General features: G+C 57.4%; 16 protein-coding genes. 4 read left to right on the forward strand and 12 right to left on the reverse strand.

The genetic code is table 11. The features are described 5' to 3' along the window. Positions 1 to 36 precede the first annotated feature (36 nt). From HDF15_RS08810 to HDF15_RS08830, 5 genes are all read right to left on the reverse strand, one after another. Complete coding sequence (locus tag HDF15_RS08810) at positions 37 to 1,062, reverse strand: radical SAM protein (protein WP_184254699.1); 1,026 nt, start codon at positions 1,060 to 1,062, stop codon at positions 37 to 39. A 362-nt stretch (positions 1,063 to 1,424) separates the two neighbouring features. Further along, positions 1,425 to 3,533, reverse strand: coding sequence for an FUSC family protein (locus HDF15_RS08815; protein ID WP_184254701.1), 2,109 nt, complete (start codon positions 3,531 to 3,533; stop codon positions 1,425 to 1,427). 8 nt (positions 3,534 to 3,541) lie between these two features. Continuing rightward, complete coding sequence (locus HDF15_RS08820) at positions 3,542 to 4,750, reverse strand: biotin/lipoyl-binding protein (RefSeq protein ID WP_184254703.1); 1,209 nt, start codon at positions 4,748 to 4,750, stop codon at positions 3,542 to 3,544. A 16-nt stretch (positions 4,751 to 4,766) separates the two neighbouring features. After that, on the reverse strand, positions 4,767 to 5,063 hold the full coding sequence (locus HDF15_RS08825; protein ID WP_184254705.1) for a YtcA family lipoprotein: 297 nt from the start codon (positions 5,061 to 5,063) through the stop codon (positions 4,767 to 4,769). Beyond that, positions 5,060 to 6,514, reverse strand: coding sequence for a TolC family protein (locus HDF15_RS08830; protein ID WP_184254707.1), 1,455 nt, complete (start codon positions 6,512 to 6,514; stop codon positions 5,060 to 5,062). The genes HDF15_RS08825 and HDF15_RS08830 overlap by 4 nt, the downstream gene beginning before the upstream one ends. Positions 6,515 to 6,660: 146 nt before the next feature. Here HDF15_RS08830 and HDF15_RS26220 point away from each other — a divergent pair, with 146 nt between their 5' ends. Next, the gene (locus tag HDF15_RS26220) at positions 6,661 to 7,614 is read left to right on the forward strand and encodes an AraC family transcriptional regulator (RefSeq protein ID WP_184254708.1); all 954 of its coding nucleotides are present in this window, start codon (positions 6,661 to 6,663) and stop codon (positions 7,612 to 7,614) included. A 37-nt stretch (positions 7,615 to 7,651) separates the two neighbouring features. Here HDF15_RS26220 and HDF15_RS08840 read toward each other — a convergent pair whose 3' ends face one another. The 3 genes from HDF15_RS08840 to HDF15_RS08850 all read right to left on the reverse strand — a co-directional run bounded on the left by HDF15_RS08840 (position 7,652) and on the right by HDF15_RS08850 (position 10,242). After that, positions 7,652 to 8,677 carry a hypothetical protein gene (locus HDF15_RS08840; RefSeq protein ID WP_184254710.1) on the reverse strand — a complete coding sequence of 342 codons (1,026 nt, stop codon included), beginning with the start codon at positions 8,675 to 8,677 and terminating at the stop codon, positions 7,652 to 7,654. Positions 8,678 to 8,694: 17 nt separating this feature from the next. After that, positions 8,695 to 9,663 (reverse strand): hypothetical protein, encoded by a 969-nt coding sequence (locus HDF15_RS08845; RefSeq protein WP_184254712.1) that lies wholly within the window; start codon positions 9,661 to 9,663, stop codon positions 8,695 to 8,697. A 246-nt stretch (positions 9,664 to 9,909) separates the two neighbouring features. Next, positions 9,910 to 10,242, reverse strand: coding sequence for a hypothetical protein (locus HDF15_RS08850; protein ID WP_260330950.1), 333 nt, complete (start codon positions 10,240 to 10,242; stop codon positions 9,910 to 9,912). 232 nt (positions 10,243 to 10,474) lie between these two features. On the opposite strand from HDF15_RS08850, the gene HDF15_RS08855 reads away from it, so the two are divergent. Next, a complete protein-coding gene (locus tag HDF15_RS08855; RefSeq protein ID WP_184254716.1) occupies positions 10,475 to 10,621 on the forward strand; it encodes a hypothetical protein in 147 nt (48 codons plus the stop codon). A gap of 33 nt (positions 10,622 to 10,654) precedes the next feature. On the opposite strand, the gene HDF15_RS08860 is transcribed toward HDF15_RS08855, so the two are convergent. Beyond that, a complete protein-coding gene (locus tag HDF15_RS08860) occupies positions 10,655 to 11,023 on the reverse strand; it encodes a darcynin family protein (protein ID WP_184254718.1) in 369 nt (122 codons plus the stop codon). Between the two features lie 31 nt (positions 11,024 to 11,054). Here HDF15_RS08860 and HDF15_RS08865 point away from each other — a divergent pair, with 31 nt between their 5' ends. Beyond that, entirely contained in the window at positions 11,055 to 11,714 is a 660-nt protein-coding gene (locus HDF15_RS08865) for a TetR/AcrR family transcriptional regulator (protein ID WP_184254720.1), read from the forward strand. Positions 11,715 to 11,728: 14 nt separating this feature from the next. Here the strand turns inward: HDF15_RS08865 and HDF15_RS08870 are convergent, their stop codons facing one another. Next, a complete protein-coding gene (locus tag HDF15_RS08870; protein ID WP_221314344.1) occupies positions 11,729 to 12,172 on the reverse strand; it encodes a YciI family protein in 444 nt (147 codons plus the stop codon). A gap of 38 nt (positions 12,173 to 12,210) precedes the next feature. Here HDF15_RS08870 and HDF15_RS08875 point away from each other — a divergent pair, with 38 nt between their 5' ends. Further along, positions 12,211 to 14,148 carry an amidase gene (locus tag HDF15_RS08875; RefSeq protein WP_184254722.1) on the forward strand — a complete coding sequence of 646 codons (1,938 nt, stop codon included), beginning with the start codon at positions 12,211 to 12,213 and terminating at the stop codon, positions 14,146 to 14,148. Between the two features lie 317 nt (positions 14,149 to 14,465). Here HDF15_RS08875 and HDF15_RS08880 read toward each other — a convergent pair whose 3' ends face one another. After that, positions 14,466 to 16,076, reverse strand: a complete 1,611-nt coding sequence (locus HDF15_RS08880) for a hypothetical protein (protein WP_184254724.1) — start codon at positions 16,074 to 16,076, stop codon at positions 14,466 to 14,468. Positions 16,077 to 16,128: 52 nt separating this feature from the next. Beyond that, on the reverse strand, positions 16,129 to 16,905 hold the full coding sequence (locus HDF15_RS08885) for a hypothetical protein (protein ID WP_184254726.1): 777 nt from the start codon (positions 16,903 to 16,905) through the stop codon (positions 16,129 to 16,131). Positions 16,906 to 16,952: the final 47 nt, after the last annotated feature.

Raw genomic sequence — 16,952 nt, forward strand, 5'->3', positions numbered from 1 at the left:
CTGCCGATAGATTGATCATCGATGATAGATCCTCTTCTAAAGTATTTTGAATGGAGATGCTTCTGGGGACTGTCTTGGTTTTGGCGAGAGTTTATTCCGCAGCCCTCTCCACCCCTTGCCCAATCGATCCGAGGCCATAAAGAGATGGCCGGCCGTAAGCGGCCCGATCACACGATGATGGCCGACAGCAGCTAACCCCATGGAAGCGATGCAGCCACAATTCTCGCAATCGGGATCTCCACCGAATTGGCAGGGCGTGATCTGCGTCTTCAGATCTGCCGAGATCGTCTCGGTTGTCTGCGCAAAGATGCACTCACCTGGGCTCTTCGGCGGAGAGGCGATCTCCTGAATCACCCTCTCGTGCATATCAAGGATCGGATAACTCTTCCGTAAGCGTTGCAGGTCAGCAAGTACAGAGGCTCTTTGCGAGGTCGTGAGGATCTCCGGGTCAGTGGCGCCGCGTTGAGGGGTGAAGAGACTGAACCATACCCTCACAATCTCCGGCTGCGCACTCCAGAAACGCAGAAACTCTTCCAGGTAGCCTTCACGGTCTGCAATCTGGGAGGTGATGGTGCAATGAATGGTGATTCTGGCGCCACGGATGTTCTTCAGTATCCGTTCATAGGTGGCTGGCTTGCGCCGTTCATCGTGCTCCGGTTGCAAGCCATCGATCGAGACCACAACGTTCAACAGTTTGAACTGAGTCCACGAGCTCGGAATAGTTCTGAAGGCGCTCGTGACGATCTGCGTGTGGATTCCGCGGCTCTCCAAGTGAGGCAGCAGTAACTCAAGCTCACGATGTCGAACGAACGGATCTCCGCCTACAAGAGACACATGGAGCGGTTTGCGTTCATCGATCAGAGCAAGCACTCTCGTGACCAGCTCCTCTCCTTTGAAGTCGGAGAGCTGACGCAACTGCATCTCGTTTCCAAGATGGGCCGCATCGAAGGCATAGCATCCCGGACACCGTAAGGGACATTCCTTGGTGATCTCGATCGACAGCGAAGGGGACCGGCCAGCCAGAATCGTCGACCAGGCTTGGAGCACCTCTGAAGTTTTCATGCTTGTCCTAATATGGCCCGCAAGCCATTAGCAATGAACAAAATACTGTAGCGACCTGTGTGGACCACGAGACCAGGAATTTTTCCAGCCTCGGAGCGATCAGAGGTTAGATGCAGCGAAAGCGCTAAAGTAGGCGTCATTGAAACGGAACCTCCGGTTCAGCGAACGGTTCGTCGGGCGCGGCGGCGAACCGAACCACTAGATAATTTTCTCATTCGTGATGGCAAACGATCGACCGCCTGTGCCTGCAATGCCGAATGGGACAGATGTGACCGATCTGGTTATAGAGACCGCGATGGCTCAAAACAGGCCGGGGAGTAGCTTACAGGTTAGATGCAGCGATAGAGAGAAAGCGCTGCCATCTATTCGGAGGGTGGGACGTAAAGCTGCATCTGAACATGGATTGCCAGGTCCAGTAGTGAAGAGGAGAGGCGCAGCCCTGTGGCAGAACTTCCTTGACCACGTCCCTGGGCTTCATGTGTCGCTTGCTTCATTGAATACAGAAGCTGCCTGTCTCCAGGATCGATCGTCTCAACGAAGACCTCCGGATATCGTTCGATGGTGTACGCGGCTCCAAGGAGAATCGCTGAAGAACGATGCTTCACGTCATCGACCAGCTCAGCATACTGCTGCGGATCGTTTGTCGTGCCATATTGGAGCAGTCCAGTCTTCACAAGAAGATAGGCTCGCAGTTGAGGCAGAAAGGACTCAACGCAGTGAGTCATAAATATCTCGTGCTGATTCTTTGGGAAAGACTCGAAGACTGAAAGATCGGAAAGGGTACGAATCTTATCGAAGTTGCGATTGATGCGATCACACTCGGCTTGAAAGCGACGCATCTTGTGCCGTTGCTCAACATCGCTCGAATGATCCAGTTGCGCGACATCCCGGATTGCCGTCAAGAGGATAGCCCGCATCGTCGCCGTAGCCGAGCGTGACCACAAGTGATCGAAGAAGAGCCACATCGCAATAATCCCGAGAACGATTCCGAGAATCGCATCGCGGGCCGGAACCAGTGAGGTATTCAAGGTGAAGCGATTGAGATTGGTGAGGTCATAGGCCAGCACAATCTGAAATCCAAGATAAGCCAGGCGAGGACTCGACGTAGCCGCCCAGGCTCCGATTGCCATCACAAAGGCAAAGAGAAGTGTGTACTCAGCAAGAGAATCGATCTGCGGCAGAATTAACGTCTGCGCTCCAAAACCGAGAATGCAGGCTCCGAGAAAGAAGCCCGCGAACCGAAGCAATTGCTTGTGCCGTGTTGCGCCTGTATTCGTAAGAGCTGTAAGGATGCAGGTCGTCACCGATCCTGCCAGAAACATCCACCCGAGGCTCATGTAAAAGAGATAGCAGGCCATCGCGCTCAGGGTTCCACGAATGGCAAACTTGAGATGCTCCGGGTTACTGAAAGCATCCTCCTGAAAGATGCCCATCTTCTGCTGCTCGCCAGGTTCAGGCAAGTGATGATGCGGGGTTGGGTCACTGTCGGAAAAACTTTCGGCGATCAGCTCAACATTTCTCTCAAGTTCGGCCAGCATCGGATTCGCGTGTTCATGTTCGCCGGAAAGCTCGAACCAGTCAGGCGCCTCCTCCTTTACAAGTCTTAACCGGATTCCCGCTATATTCTGTGCGATCGAATTGCAGCGAACGACATCGGACGGCGATAGAAGGCGGACTGTTTCCCCGAGGTTCACAGAGAGTTCTATGAGCTGTCCGGACAAGGCAACAACGGTTGCAAGTTGAGACTTGTAGGAGTTGTCGTAACTCGAATGAGCAAGGAGTTCTCGGAGGTCTCCGGTGCCCCTCGTTGCATAGCGCCCTAGCTGAAGCCTGAGCGAAGCGATGTCGGCATCGATATCGCCACCTTTGCGCAAGAGTTTTTCTGCCAGGATGAGACGCTGTTGAATGCCATCGAGCACAGCGTCCGAAGGGTGGGTCTGGGCGAAGACTGTTTCGATGAGGGCCGAGATCGCACAACCCATCAGAATGGAGAGCAGCGTGTACAGGGTGAGCGTCACGCGTGTCGCCGGCGACGCCCCCGTATCCCATAGGGTCATCGCTGAGGCGATCAACACGCCCAGAGCCACGGCCGCGTCGTAGAGCTTCATCGCGCTGATGAGATAGAAGACAGCAAAGAGGTTTGCCATCAGCCAAAAGAAGTGCAGGAAGGGCGAGCCCGCGAAGAGCATTGCGCCAAGGATGATCTCCGCCGCACCGAGTGTGCAGGCAATCGATGTTCGTAGCGCAGATCGGCGTGTTGCTCGCGGGCTGTCGCGTGAAAGCAGCAGTGGATAGTAGGCTCCGAGCGCAGCAGCGGGGATGCGAAAGACCATCACCAAAACCATCACCGAAGTGCAGGCGAGCACAATTCTGAATATCAGCGAGAGCCTGCCGGGATACATCGCAAGCTCCGCGCGAACTACTTTTGCGGCCCGACTGATCGACGGAAAGGCCTGAAGGGTTCGAGACATAGTGATCCTTACCGGACGATGACATTCGCAACCTGCCCAACGCGCAGGACCGAAGGCGGTGGATCGAGGATGCGGATGCGCACGGGATAACGCGACGCGAGTCTCACCCAGTTGAGGGTGCGCTGCACATCAGGCAGCCCGGAAGCCAGTTTGCCGACGACATCGGGATCCGGAGTGACGCCGTATCCGACGCTCTCCACGGTGCCGTGAAGTTTCGTCTTCGAGTCGGACATCAGATATACGTCGACTGACTCACCGGGCGTGATATGGCTGAGCTGGGATTCGCGAAAGTTAGCAAGTGCCCACCAGGTGCGGCTATCGATCAGCGTAAACACCTGCTGACCCACCTTGGCGTACTGTCCTTCGGAGATGGTCAGGTTCGTGACTCGCGCATCGAACGGAGCTACGACACTGCACTGCTCGTAGTTGTATCGCGCCAGCCTGACTGCGGCAGCGCGGCTTTCCCTTTGCGCAATCAGTGGAGCGAGAACCAGGACGGAGTGTTCCGACTCGTTCACCTGGGCTTCACTCTGAGTCTTCTGCGCGACCGCCTGCTGTCTTTGCGCAGTTGCCGCGAGCAGCTTTGCTTTGGACAAAGTAAGCTGCGACTCCGATTGCTGTACTGCTGCAGTCTTTGCGTCTGCAAGCGTGCGAGCACGATGCACATCGTCGGTTGTGACAAAGCCCTTAGCGAGCAGCGGCTCGATACGATGCAGATTGCCGGAAGCGTACTCAGAGTCAGCCCGGGCCTGTTTGACGGCTGCTTCAGCCTCGGAGATCCCGGCTTCACTCACTTGTATCTCATCGTCAGCACGAACCTCGTTCGCCAGAGCAGCTTGCCTTCCGGCCGTAGAGACCTCGACATGGCTTACCTGCGATGAGATCTGCCGTGATTCATTTTCGATAAGGCCTTCGAGTTGCTCCTGCGCGGCAAGGGCACTCTGCAGAGCATAGAGGTAGGGCCGATCGTCGATCTTATAGAGAAGTGTGCCCTTCTTTACGAAGTCGTTATCGTGCACAGGCAGCTCTACGACCGGCCCTTCGACCAGCGGCGCCATGCCGATAAAGTTGGCAGTAACTTCAGCATCGTCCGTCCTCGGCTGGGTCGTTACGCGGTGCATGACCATACCCCCCGATATCAACGCACCTACAAGGATGCCTGCGCTGATGAGAGTGCCACGATTGGTTCGTTGCGATTGTTCGTCGATTCCGTTCAAGGGACTCAATGCCTCACTAATTGAAGAAGATGATCCAGAGCGTGCAGCTCAGGAAGCTGATCAGACAGGAATAAACAACAGGCAGTGGCCAGAGCTCCGTCACCAACTTTGTTTTGGTGAACACTGCATGGACCACAGCCGTCAGTGCCGTCGCGACAGCGAAGCAGACAATCCAGGAAGGAAAGTACGAACCGAGGAGATTGAATGAGGGTGAGTAGGAACAGCCGCTCACACCAAGAATGACAAGCGTCGTGAGAACGAGAGTGGCGCATCTTCCGAGCGGCTGTCTGCGATTCGGCGATAACTTGATCATGGGGTTTTACCTTTCGGGTGTTGTGCCAGGAGGTCGCCGGTCCTGAACGCGAGACTGGTGAACGACTGCAGGACCCGTGTGCGCGCGGTGACATCGAGAGCTCGGGCCCGTGCAAGATCGCGCTCCGCATTCAAGACATCCAGCAGGTTGCGCACACCGTCCTTGTACGACTCAACCGCCGCCGAATGAGATTCGGTAGAAGCCGTGAGCAACGCAGCCGCAGCTTTCCGTTGTTCTAGCGCGGTAACGGCATCCTCATAGCTGGCCCAGACGTGGTCGGCTATCTGATCCTCGTGCTCGTGCACAGCGTTCTTCGCCGCGGCTTCCTCCGCCTTTGCCTGCGAGATGCGGTTCTCCCGGCGCAGGCCATCGAAGATGGTCCATTTGAGCGAAAGACCCGCCTCGTAGGTTCGGGTCTGTGCATAGGTTCCCGGAAAGGGGTCCTGTTGTCCCCACGCACGAACCCAACCCCCTTCGCCTTCAAAGCTTAGCGTCGGGAAATAGGCGGAGGTGGTGTGAGCTACCTCCGCATGGGCAGCCTCGACCTTTGCCCTTTCGGCAAGAAGATCCGGGCGCTGCTGGTAGGCGCTTGCAATCGCATCTTCTACGGACTGATCCAGAGCATCGGGAATGTGCAGGTCATCCAGTTCCTGGACCTTGAAGGAGTGAGTGGGCTGGGCAGCAATCGCTGTCGCCAGATCTCCGAAGGCAGTCTTCTCCGCGCCAATCGCACTCTGCAGATCGTAGTTAGCCTTTTCTTTTTCTGCGTGGGCTTCAAGAAGGTCCGGCAGTGTGGCCAGGCCGTTGTTGCGTCTCTCCTGCGCGGCTTCATCCAGAGCCTCCGCATCGCTGAAATTCACTTCCGCTGCTGCCCGTAATCCGCTGGCGTTCAGGAGAGCGTAGTACGCCTGACTGACCTGTTGAATCAGTTGGAGGTGTGCGTCATTGAAGCTCAGATTCGCAGCGACCAGCTTTGCCTGCGTTGCTGTAATTTCAGATCGGCGGGCACCGAAGTCGACCAGGGTGTAATCGAGGTGGACAGCGGTAGCAAAGAGACCGATATCCTGAACGACGAAGGCGTTATAGAGGAGCGGCGGGGTGTTGTAATTTTTGCCCGTGGCGAACGCGAACAGCGTCGGATAGAGCTCGCTCTTCGCGATCCCCACCGCTGCCGCACTCGCCTTGGCGTGGTTCCAGGCCTCTTTGGTCGTTGGGTTGTTGGATTCGGCGATGTCGATCAACTGTCCCAAGGTGTAAGCATCGGCTGCGTCCAACTCCGCTTCGCCATGCGTAACGGTGGGAACGTACTTCTTCAGCACCGTCGCAGAGGGCTGCCAGGGAGCATCCGGGAGATTCGGGGCACGCTGGCTCCATGCCTGGGGAGCTACAGCGCAGAGGATGAGCAGAGGCCACGTCAGGCTTGACTTCAGTACGTTTCTAGCAAGAGACATCACAAGCACTAGCTTGTCGTGAAAGGTACTCGATGGTCTTGTACGATAGTGCGCTTGCTCTTTTTCAAGGGAGATAAGTGGCCCATTTGCCTAGAGTTAGATCACTGCGATCTGGCTCACAATTCACGCCCTGCTAGACTTAATTTGTGAGCCAGATCGCAGATGTCGATACGGGCGGACCAGAGCAAGTCCCGGTCTCTACGAGGTTAAGTACGCATGAGGTGCTCGTGCGCTCCCAGGAGACAACGCCTCTAGGTCCGGGGGACAAAGCGCGAATCTGGCGCCATCCGGGACTCGAAGATGTCGAAGTGCTACAGGGTTCCTATCAGAATTACGAGTTTGCCCAGCACTTTCATACTGTGCCTGCTATCGGTGTCGTAGACCGCGGAGCGATGAGTACCTATTGTCAAAATGCCACGCATATTCTCCCCACAGGAACGGTATTCCTACTCAACCCGGGTGAAGTTCATGCTCCGAAGTCTGCCACTGAAAACGGTTGGGGCTTGCGAGTGATCTACCTTGAGAAGGAGTTCTTTCAGAGCCGAGCGGAGGACCTCGGATTTGAAGTCCCACAATTTGTGAAACCGTTTGTGCAGGATGCTGCTCTCGCAGCAAGCCTGCTACGACTGCATCGCAAACTGGAGAGGGACGCGGACACTCTCAACATCGAGAATGATCTGGCGGATGTGTTTACTCACCTGAGCGAACGACACATACGTGAGCCGAGACATGATTCGGCTATTCGGGACGAGCGGAACAAGATCCTCCGCGTCAAAGACTATCTCCATAGCTACTACTGGAAGAACATCAGCGTTGAAGATCTGGCCGAAATCGCACAGCTCAGCCGCTTTCACCTGATGAGAACCTTTCGGCGGGACGTAGGCCTCTCTCCCCATGCCTATCTGACCCAGATTCGAGTCGAGGCGGCGAAAAAACTCCTGAGCGAGGGGGCTTCGATTGTGGATGTTGCGAGTGACATCGGATTTACAGATCAGAGCCATTTCACCCGCCACTTTAAGCGAATGACAGGAGTCACACCCGGACAGTACCTTCCGCAGTGGCGTCCGAATCAGGGCCTCGCTCATAAGCTCGCCGAATAGACGGCGTGTTTCGTCGCATCGCGGCGGCAACTGCACGTTATTCCTCCGAAAAGAAACCATTCACAGGTTCGGTCACGGCGAAGGTGAGGCCTGTGCTCTCCGCGAAACCTTGAAAAACAAGCTCACCGGTCGGAGCGAAGGCAAGGAAGGCCGACGTATTTACCCGATGATCGTTCCACACCTTCAAGATCTTTTCTGCGGCCATGTCCACAAACCATGCTCTCCCATAAGGAGCTCCGCCGGGCTTGCCTGCTTCCTGCACAATCAGGTAGTGCCCATCACTGGTCATCGTGAGTTTTCCGGGAGGGATATCGAAGACAGTGATCTTCCGGGAAGATACGTCCACGGCCGCCAGGCGGTCACCATTTGCACCAGATACCCGGAGCACGACCTCTCCGGCTGCTTGCATCAGAGGCTTGGAGAGGAGCAGCTTGCCCTGCCCATAAGCTGAGTACGGCAGGAGGCCCTCGCCGTGATACTGGGCCAAGTCAAGCCAGCCCTCATGGCTCCCAGTCTGAAGACCTGCGAGATGAATGGAGTGATCCACACCACCAACACCGGCTCTCCCATCGGCTTCGGCCGGGATGGCTGCACCAGCAGTGAGCTTCATGTACCCACGTGTAAGGTCGACAAGCACTGCGCCTGATCTTCCGCGAACGAAGCGAGGAGAGGCGTCCTCTTCGAAGGCTTCGGGGAGCGGCCGCGACGCAACCACTCGGAACTCTGGAACGGAAAATGCGATCCAGGTATAAGTGCGGCGCACCCGATCCGAAACAATGGTCTGGGCCTGCCGGTCGGCAGGACTGTACATCATTGCGTCCAGATCGCAAAAGGCAGTGCGGGGGCTTTCTGCGGGGACCAGCTTCGTGCGATTTGAAAGCAAGATCTCCTCGATCGTTTGCCCGTTGGTGAGATCCACTTTCACGACAGTGTTGCAGGAAAGCTCATAGAGAAAGCGCGGCGGTCCGCTCCGTTGCGCCGGCGCGGTGCCACATAGAAACAACAGCACGGCGGCGATGACAATCCACCTCGGGATATAGCCGATTAACAGGTCCCGCCTCAAAACTGCCTCATTTTCTATTAAGGGTTAATGATCCTGCTGTTGAGAACATGCGAAACATAGTCCGGACCGCCAGGAATGGTTTCCTTCCCATGTTTATTCTTATGCAGCAAGGAGTGATCGCGCCACCATTTGAGCCGATCATCCTTGGTGTTCTCATACCAGGACGCCGTAGCGGTGGCCGCATTCTTTTGTTCCTGTACGACCAGAACGGGATTCTGAGGATCGGCGCGATCTAAGGTGGCATTGTGCTCAAATAAATACTCGCGCTGCGGCTTGTGATGAGGCTTGGGCGGGGCAGCATCCGGATCGATGATGCCCGGACCATATCCATTGAACGCGCGAATGCCTTCACGACGGATCTGCTCCTCGGTAGGTGCCGGCAGTGTGATCTGGAGATCGGGCGGCGGTTGCACCGGGCCAGGCAGTGCGCCAGGAAGAGGAATGGCCGCTTTACGGGCTCGTGCCTCGTTATACTCGCGCACGTACCGTTTGAATTTGGCGCTCTGAGGATATGCCTCGAGATGTTGTCGAGCGCTTTTTAGTTTGCTGTTCAGTATCTTCATCCCCCCGGCGAGATTGGCCTTCCAACTCCAGATCTCGTCATCGGTCGGGCGTGGATACGTGATCTGCGTAAGACCTACACCGCCCAGTTTATCTCCGCTGAATAGCGGGTACCCGGCCACGAGCCCCCGGCTCTCAAACTGCCGCGTTCGCGATTCAACACGGATAATTTGCACCATAGTGTCGGAAGCTCCGCTCCGAAGGAGCATCTGCTCGGATATAGGCAAGGCAGAGCCGAGAATCAACAGCCCCTGGCTCTCCGCCTTCAGCAAATCTTTCCCAACGTTGACACTGACAGAAACGGAAAGATCTCCCCCTCGTATCTTCGTGAAGGGAATGGTAAATACGGGCCCCTGAGTAAGTACAGAGATAGGAGGGTGCATGATAATACGTCCTTCCGCCAAAGGAACCTTAACCGGCTTCATCACGAGTGCCACCCTCCAGTTGTACCGAAGAGCGGCGAGATCCGTTGCCACCACATTGAAAACGGTTGCAGTCACACGGATAGCAGGCATGCTGTCGTCGAGACTAATGCGAAAAACGGGACCTGGCGGGTCGAACGTAAGTTCGACTCGAGGATCATTGGCTGATCGCGTAGGCGTCTGCGGTGCCACAAGTATTCCTCACGAAGGATGGGAGAGCGAACCTCACGTGCAGCTCTATGCGGATGGCTAATTACTTAGGCGCAGGTCAACGAAGTGCTGAGCATCCAGCGCTGGCTGCAAGTTGAGGCTGAGCGTGTGGTTTGAACCATCGCCACTCCCTGTACTCCAGTGATTAATCCACCCCTTGAAGGAGTAGGTGCAGATCGCGTCCTGCTGACTTTCGTCCTGCCAAAACTCGACTTTTATATCCTTTATCTTGTCCCTGGTCACAACGTTTGCAAGGTTATAGAGATGTTGCACCATCGAGAACGGCAGATTGACATTGTCGTGCATATCGACACTTACCTGGATACTGCAGCTAAGGCTTCCCATCGTCGGCATGCCTGACATGTCAGTCATGGTAGCTAAGGATACGTTTGCAGTGAATGCGTTGAACTTTTGTCCATCAATTGTCACGGTCGTTACGGAGGGTTTCGCCACAGTCAATCGCCCCTAACTACAGTAATATCGTGCTATAAATCTGAGGTGGTACTTGGCTCCTGATAACGTCAATCCCCGAGAGCAAGTGCAGGATATCAGCACCTTCTAAAAACCCGCAACACTCCCGGCCTTGAACTATGGGCTGCATTGTTTGAGCCCTGGGAAGAAGGGCTATACCTTCCCCATGGGTGCCTATCCCAAGCCGAACGTACGCAGTGAAGAGCCACAGCTGGCCGAGATCATTGAGATCGGCAGCCGTCAGGCTGTGCGTTTGCCTGACAGCTTTCATAACGATTGAGTTCCCTTCTCGCGGCCATTCTATTTCGTATCGTTATCGTCCAGCAGCGAGATAGTTTCCTTCGAGCGAAGGAAGAATCTCCAACACCTCAAAGTAGTAATCCCAGAACTTCGTCTCGCGCAGGTGATCGCAGATCCACTGCCAGGCCGAGAGATCTTTCGTCTCCCAGAACAGCACGTCAGTTGCCCTGGCCGAAAAAGCTTCAGCATCAAAGTAGCGCATCGTCACCTCGGGCCGTTTGACGAGCAATGGAAGCAGCTCTTCTTTCAGGAAAGCGGTGCGGTCAGCCGTGGCCAGTTCCAGCCAGTGGCGGGTGCTCTTTACCAGCATGAAGATGTGCAGCGTCTTTGGATCGTCCTCGTGCTCTGGAAGGACTGCGGACGGAATCGTGTTTTCGTTCATTGTGTTTCTCCTGTACTTATAATGTGAGCAAATGCTCAGAAAACAAACTCGCGTTTCCCGGCGCGGCCGCAAGCCTTCGGCACCCTCCTTAAAGCTGCGTCGCAGCCCGCTCCAGGCGCGTTCGGCTGAGACGATAGCAGTCATCCTCGAAGCGTCTACTCAGATTCTGGGGACGCGCGGACTTGCCGCATTCAACACCAATGCCGTCGCGGAACGCGCAGGCGTAAGCGTTGGCTCGCTCTATCAGTACTTCCCAGGCAAGGAGGCGATCCTTGCCGCACTGCATCAGCGCTATGAAGAACGGCTGCTCCACTCCGTTACGTCGAGCCTCACAGCCACTCACGGCAAAGAGCTCTCGGCACGCCTTCCGGCGTTAGTCAACGCACTGATCGATGCCCACATGTTCTCGCCTGCACTGCATCGCATTCTCGAATCCGAAGAGAGCCGTATCTCCGCCGAAGGAGAGGCAGTAAGCTCCATCGGGAGTGCGGTTCACAAGAGCGTTGTCCGAATGCTGCGCGAGCACAAGGTCCGCATCTCTGGGGTCTCTGTCCCGGAGGCTGCGGAAGACCTCAGCCGCATCGCTCGCGCACTGATCGATGCAGCGCTGGCGAACAACACCGGAGTTGTAACTGCGCGGCATCGGCGACGAATCGCTCGGGCACTGCTTGCGTATCTCCACACCGACTAAAGCTGATCCAGCAGCTACTGCTTCCGCAGGAACACGTGCATCGGAATCACTTCCACCTTGTTGATGCCGGCCTTTACGCTGGGATCGTTCTCAGCCATCGTATGAGCTTCAGCCTCGCTCGCGACTTCGATGATGGCCATGCCGAAGATACCCTTTGGGTCATGCACCGGCCCAATGATCAACACCTTGCCTGTCTTGTACAGATCGGCCCAATAGGCGGCGTGCTCTTCCATTACCTCTTGCTCATGAGCGTTCATGTCCACGGCGAAGGTTGGGCGCGGAGGCGTCAGGCGGATATAGAACTGAAGCTTCGCCGCACTGGCGGAAGCACCGGAAGCAGCCGTTCCATTCTGCGCCGTTGCCGTTCCTGCACAGACAAGCGCGCAGAGGGCCAGAAGCACTGCGCACACAACTCGCGGAAGACGAAGAGATCTCATACGCAGCAATGTAGCAGGCATCGAACCCTTGCGGCACGGCGGCAATGCAATAATTTCGCATGACCTTCGACGCCAACGCACCGTCAGCAGGCCTCGCCCGCCGACGTTTTCTCGCTGTCTCCGCCGCCGCCGGACTGGGCGGAACGCTGTTCCCGGGGACTTTGTTCGCCCTTGCCACGCAGCCTTCGGCCGGTTCACCTCCTCCTGCCAACGAAAGTATGGAAGCACAACCCGACCTGCGCGGCTGGCCTGCTATTACGCCGGAGATGATCGACGCGGCAGCAGCCATCGCGGCGATCAAACTTAGCAACGAGCAAAAGCAGATGATGCTCGATGGACTCACCGGTCAGCGCAACTCGGCCTTGCGGGTGCGCACCCTGAACCTCGCCAATAGCGTTGCGCCTGCGGATGTCTTCAACCCTGTACCCACTGGAACGCCCCTTCCTCATGCAACAGCGCCGCTCCCGGTGAAGCTCGGAACCGCACCGAGCATCTCTGGAATCACTTCCGCTGCTCTCTCCTCCCAGGAAGACGCCGTTGCCTTTGCAACAGTGCGGCAACTCGGCGAAGCACTCCGTCTGCGCAAGCTCACCTCCGTTGCGTTGACGAAGATGTATCTCGCTCGCCTCAAGCGTTACGATCCGTCGTTACACTTCGTCATCACACTGACGGAAGAACGTGCTCTGGCACAGGCCGCGCAGGCTGACCGCGAGATGGCTGCAGGAAAGTATCGCGGCCCGCTGCATGGCATTCCCTGGGGCGCTAAAGATCTGCTCGCGGTGAAGGGTTATCCAACGACCTGGGGCGCGGCAGGATTCGAGGAACAGCACTTCGACGAAGACGCCGAGGTAGTGAAACGTCTCGATGCCGCAGGTGCGGTCCTGATTGCGAAGCTCTCCATGGGCGCGCTGGCCCAGGGCGATCTGTGGTTTGGCGGACGCACACGCAACCCCTGGAATCCACGGCAGGGTTCGAGCGGAAGCTCCGCCGGTTCAGGCTCCGCGGTCGCAGCGGGCTGCGTTGGCTTTGCGATCGGAACGGAGACTCTCGGTTCAATCTCCAGCCCCTCTACCCGTTGCGGCGCGACAGGCCTGCGGCCAAGCTTTGGGCTCGTCCCGCGCACCGGAGGAATGGCGCTGACGTGGTCGATGGATAAGATCGGCCCCATCGCGCGCTCGGTCGAAGACTGTGCGCTCGTACTCAATGCGATCTATGGGCCGGACGGCCACGATCAGAGCGTACAGCCCGCGCCGTTTCATGCGGACCTCACGCTCGACATACGCAAGCTGCGCGTGGGGTATCTGAAGTCTGCGTTCGATCTACCGGTCTTTCAGCCGTTGCCTGCGGAGGCGGCCGATAAGCTCTCTGCCGCCGAGCGTGCAGACCGGGAGCAGGAGCATCGCAGAGACTTCGACCGAAACCTCTACGATGCAAAACTTGCCGCGGCTACGCTCGATCGGCTGCGAGCGATGAACGTTACGCTTACACCAGTCGAGATGCCGACCTTCCATTTTTCGGCATTGCTCAATGTGCTTAGCGCGGAAGCGGCTGCGGCCTTCGACGAACTCACAATCTCCGGGCGCGATGCTCTGCTCACCGGGCAAAAATCCTATGACTGGCCTAATGGATTTCGCACCGCGCGCTTTATCTCCGCAGTCGACTACATCCAGGCTCAGCGTGCTCGCACCCTGGCGATCGCCGCGATGCACAAGCTCTTCCTCGACTTCGACGTGATCGTCACTCCCAGTAGCGGAGCGCAGTTAACCGCGACAAACCTCTGCGGGCAACCTGCGGTGATTGTGCCCAACGGCCTGCGCGGCGAAGACGCACCAGCGTTCTCCGCCGGGAAAGACGAGTGGCCCGACTATGGCGGCCCAGGCACTCCTGTATCCATCACCTTCCTGGCGCCGCTTTATGGCGAAGCCAAAGCCTGTGCGCTCGCCGCTGCCTATCAACAGAAGACCGGCTTCCATCGGCTGCATCCGAAGCTGGGGTAAGACGTAGAGCAGGTTGTGTATAGGTGTGGTGAGTCTTTAGTTCGTTGAAGAACCAGCGTTACCGCGAAGCGCGAAGCGCAAACCGTGACGCTTTAGCGTCGCGGGGCGGAGGGAGCCGTGGTCTTTAGGCCACGGCTCCCTCCGTCTCCCTGATGCTGAAGCATCAGGGAACGCGCGCTTCGCGCTGTACTGAACAGACCTTCATTCTTCAACGAACGAAAGACTCACCACACTAGACAGCAGTGATTGCTTCTGAAACCGAATAGAAAGAGGCCCGGGATTAAACCCGGGCCTTCTTTGAAGCAACAGCAAAGCAGCTACTGGATGTCGCTCACTTTGCCTGATATGAAAGTGATCTTCATGTCCTTATAGACATAGATCGACTTGGTGCCGAGATTGACGATGCGGGTCGGTTCACCCAGCGCGGCTTTCACATCGGCGATGGATTGCCCCGGAGTGATGTTGATCGAGGCAGGCGGTGCTGCTGGCGCCGGTGGTGGCGGTGTATCGGTCGCCGCTGCTGCAGAGGGGCCAGAGGCAGTGGCACTCGTCAACTCCTGCTCCGACTGATCGGCCTGCTTCGACTCGGCGAGCAACTCCTGCTCTCCGCCCGGTTCAGGCGCCGGCGCGCCCTGGGTAAAGGCAGCATCGACCGGAGCGGCCATTGCCGAAGGAGGAGCGGTGGGCAAACCACCCTTGCCCTGCTTAGTCTGCAGATCGGCGAGTCCCTGGTCGAGTGTCTCGCGCATGTGGTTCTGCATCTCCTGCAGGTCTTCGAGCGGGACGTTGACGACAGCCATCTTGCGGCACTCGTTGCCGCCCTTGCTCGACATCACCGTCAGCATGGCTTCAGAAGCATCGGCCGCTGGCGGCGTGGTGAGCTGCAGGACATCGCCGTCGGTAACGGCACACTCCTGCCCGGTAGTTGTATCGACGACATCGACCTCAGCTCCGGCGACGAAGGAGTGCACCTGCCCATCGCTGAGCTGGCGGGCGATGCTGCTGGAGTTGGGATCGGGAGCCTGGCCCTGCATGTTGAGCTGCGCTTCACTGTTCTCCAGTGCAAGCTGGCGCTGCACCTCGTCCGCAACCATCTGCTTCACGTCGGGACTGAGCGGAGAGACATCGGCCCCAAGTGGCGGCGGCGGACCAGCAGCCGCAGCAGCTTCATAATTGGCCTCCAGTGACTGCGAGATCATGTAGTCCGTAAGCCAGAGCGCAGGCGAAGCATACACCGGATAGGGCGTAAAGTAACCGCCGTAGTAGCCGTACCAGGGGTTGACTCCAAAGCCCCAGGCATACGGCACCGGCCGCAACCAGGGATGGTACGCCCAACCGTAGAAGCCCACCGAATAGAAGCGATACGGCGCGTAGACCTCAAAGTGCACGCCATGAAAGAAGTACGGATTATAGAAACGGTTATAGGCGCGGCCGTGGAAGTAATAGACACGGCGCGCGAACTCATGACCGTGAAACGAATAGGGATGCGCAATGTACCCGGCCCGTCCGCGCTCATAGACGAGGCGAGAGTGGTCGGCGCGCTCTACAGAGATGCGACGACCGCCGCCCGCGAGGTTGTGGTGGATGTCCATGCCGCGCCCCGGATCGTGAAAGTCGGCGGGACGGCCATTGGGGCGCATGCGGACAGCGCCTCCATTGGCAGTGCGAACCTCGCGATCACGCGCCGGCCCGGGGTGAGACATGGGCCCGCGTGCAGCAAGCGGATGCGAAGCCGTGGTGGGATGGACGCCGCCTGTTGTGGGACCATGCGCAACCGTCGCCGGATGCGCGCCGGATGCGGCAGGATGGGCCGCAGGCTTGGGTGCTGGTTTGGAAGCCTTTTTCTGCGCCTGAAGCGCCAACCCGCTGGACAATGCCAGTAAGGCGATCGTGCAGCAACGAAGACGAAGCGGAGAGAGATGCAGCATAAAGATCCTTCTGAGGACGGAAGTAGGCCTGCGGTGCGTTGGCCCGTTGATGCTACTGAACATCGGTAACCTTGCCATTGACGAAGGTGACCTTCATGTCCTTGAAGTACTCAATCTCTTTGGTGCCGAGTTTGACGACACGATCTGGCGTGCCAAACGCTGCCTTTACCTGGTCCTTGGTCTGGCCGAGTGAGATGGTGGGCGGCGCTGCGGCCGGTTCATCCGGTGGCGGCGGTGGCGGAGCGATGGGCACTGGAGGCGGCGGCGCAGGGGCGCTGGGAGCAGCGGCGACAGGCTGCGATGCTCCCGATCCGGAAGCCGAGATCACTTCAGAGATACGGCTCAGCATCACGTCGGGCGGCGGCATCGGCTGCTTCTTATCGACGGGGAACTTGAGGGTTCCCATGTAGCGAATGTTGTTGATGGGGTCCGTCAGGAGCAGGAGATAGACGCCATCGGGCTTAACATCAACGTCGATCAGCCAGCACTTTTCGCCGGAGACAAACGTGCGCCTGTCGGCGCTGTTCGGACCGCTGGCCATTACGGTCGAAAAACCCGAAAACCCACCGAGGTTGAACTTGCCGTCATGGTAAGAGAGCGTGTGGCCCAGCTTGCCGCCGGTAACCGTAAACAGGATCATGCCCGACTTCAGGAACGTGATTACATCACCGGCCGTAACGACATCTGTGTCGTCGGCCGTGGCCTGCGTCAGGTGATACCTGGCAACGACTGCAGCTTTGACGGCTCCCTGGGGATCAAGCGTCTGGGCAGTGAGGGCGAGGGGAAACGAGACGAAAAGGCACAAGAAAGCGAATAGACGCCGGTTCATTTGAAACATACCTCGAAAGACATCTCGGAGAATAGTTACAGTGAAAA

Origin of the sequence: Granulicella mallensis, assembly GCF_014203225.1 — a bacterium.
Taxonomy (GTDB): Bacteria; Acidobacteriota; Terriglobia; order Terriglobales; family Acidobacteriaceae; genus Granulicella; species Granulicella mallensis_A.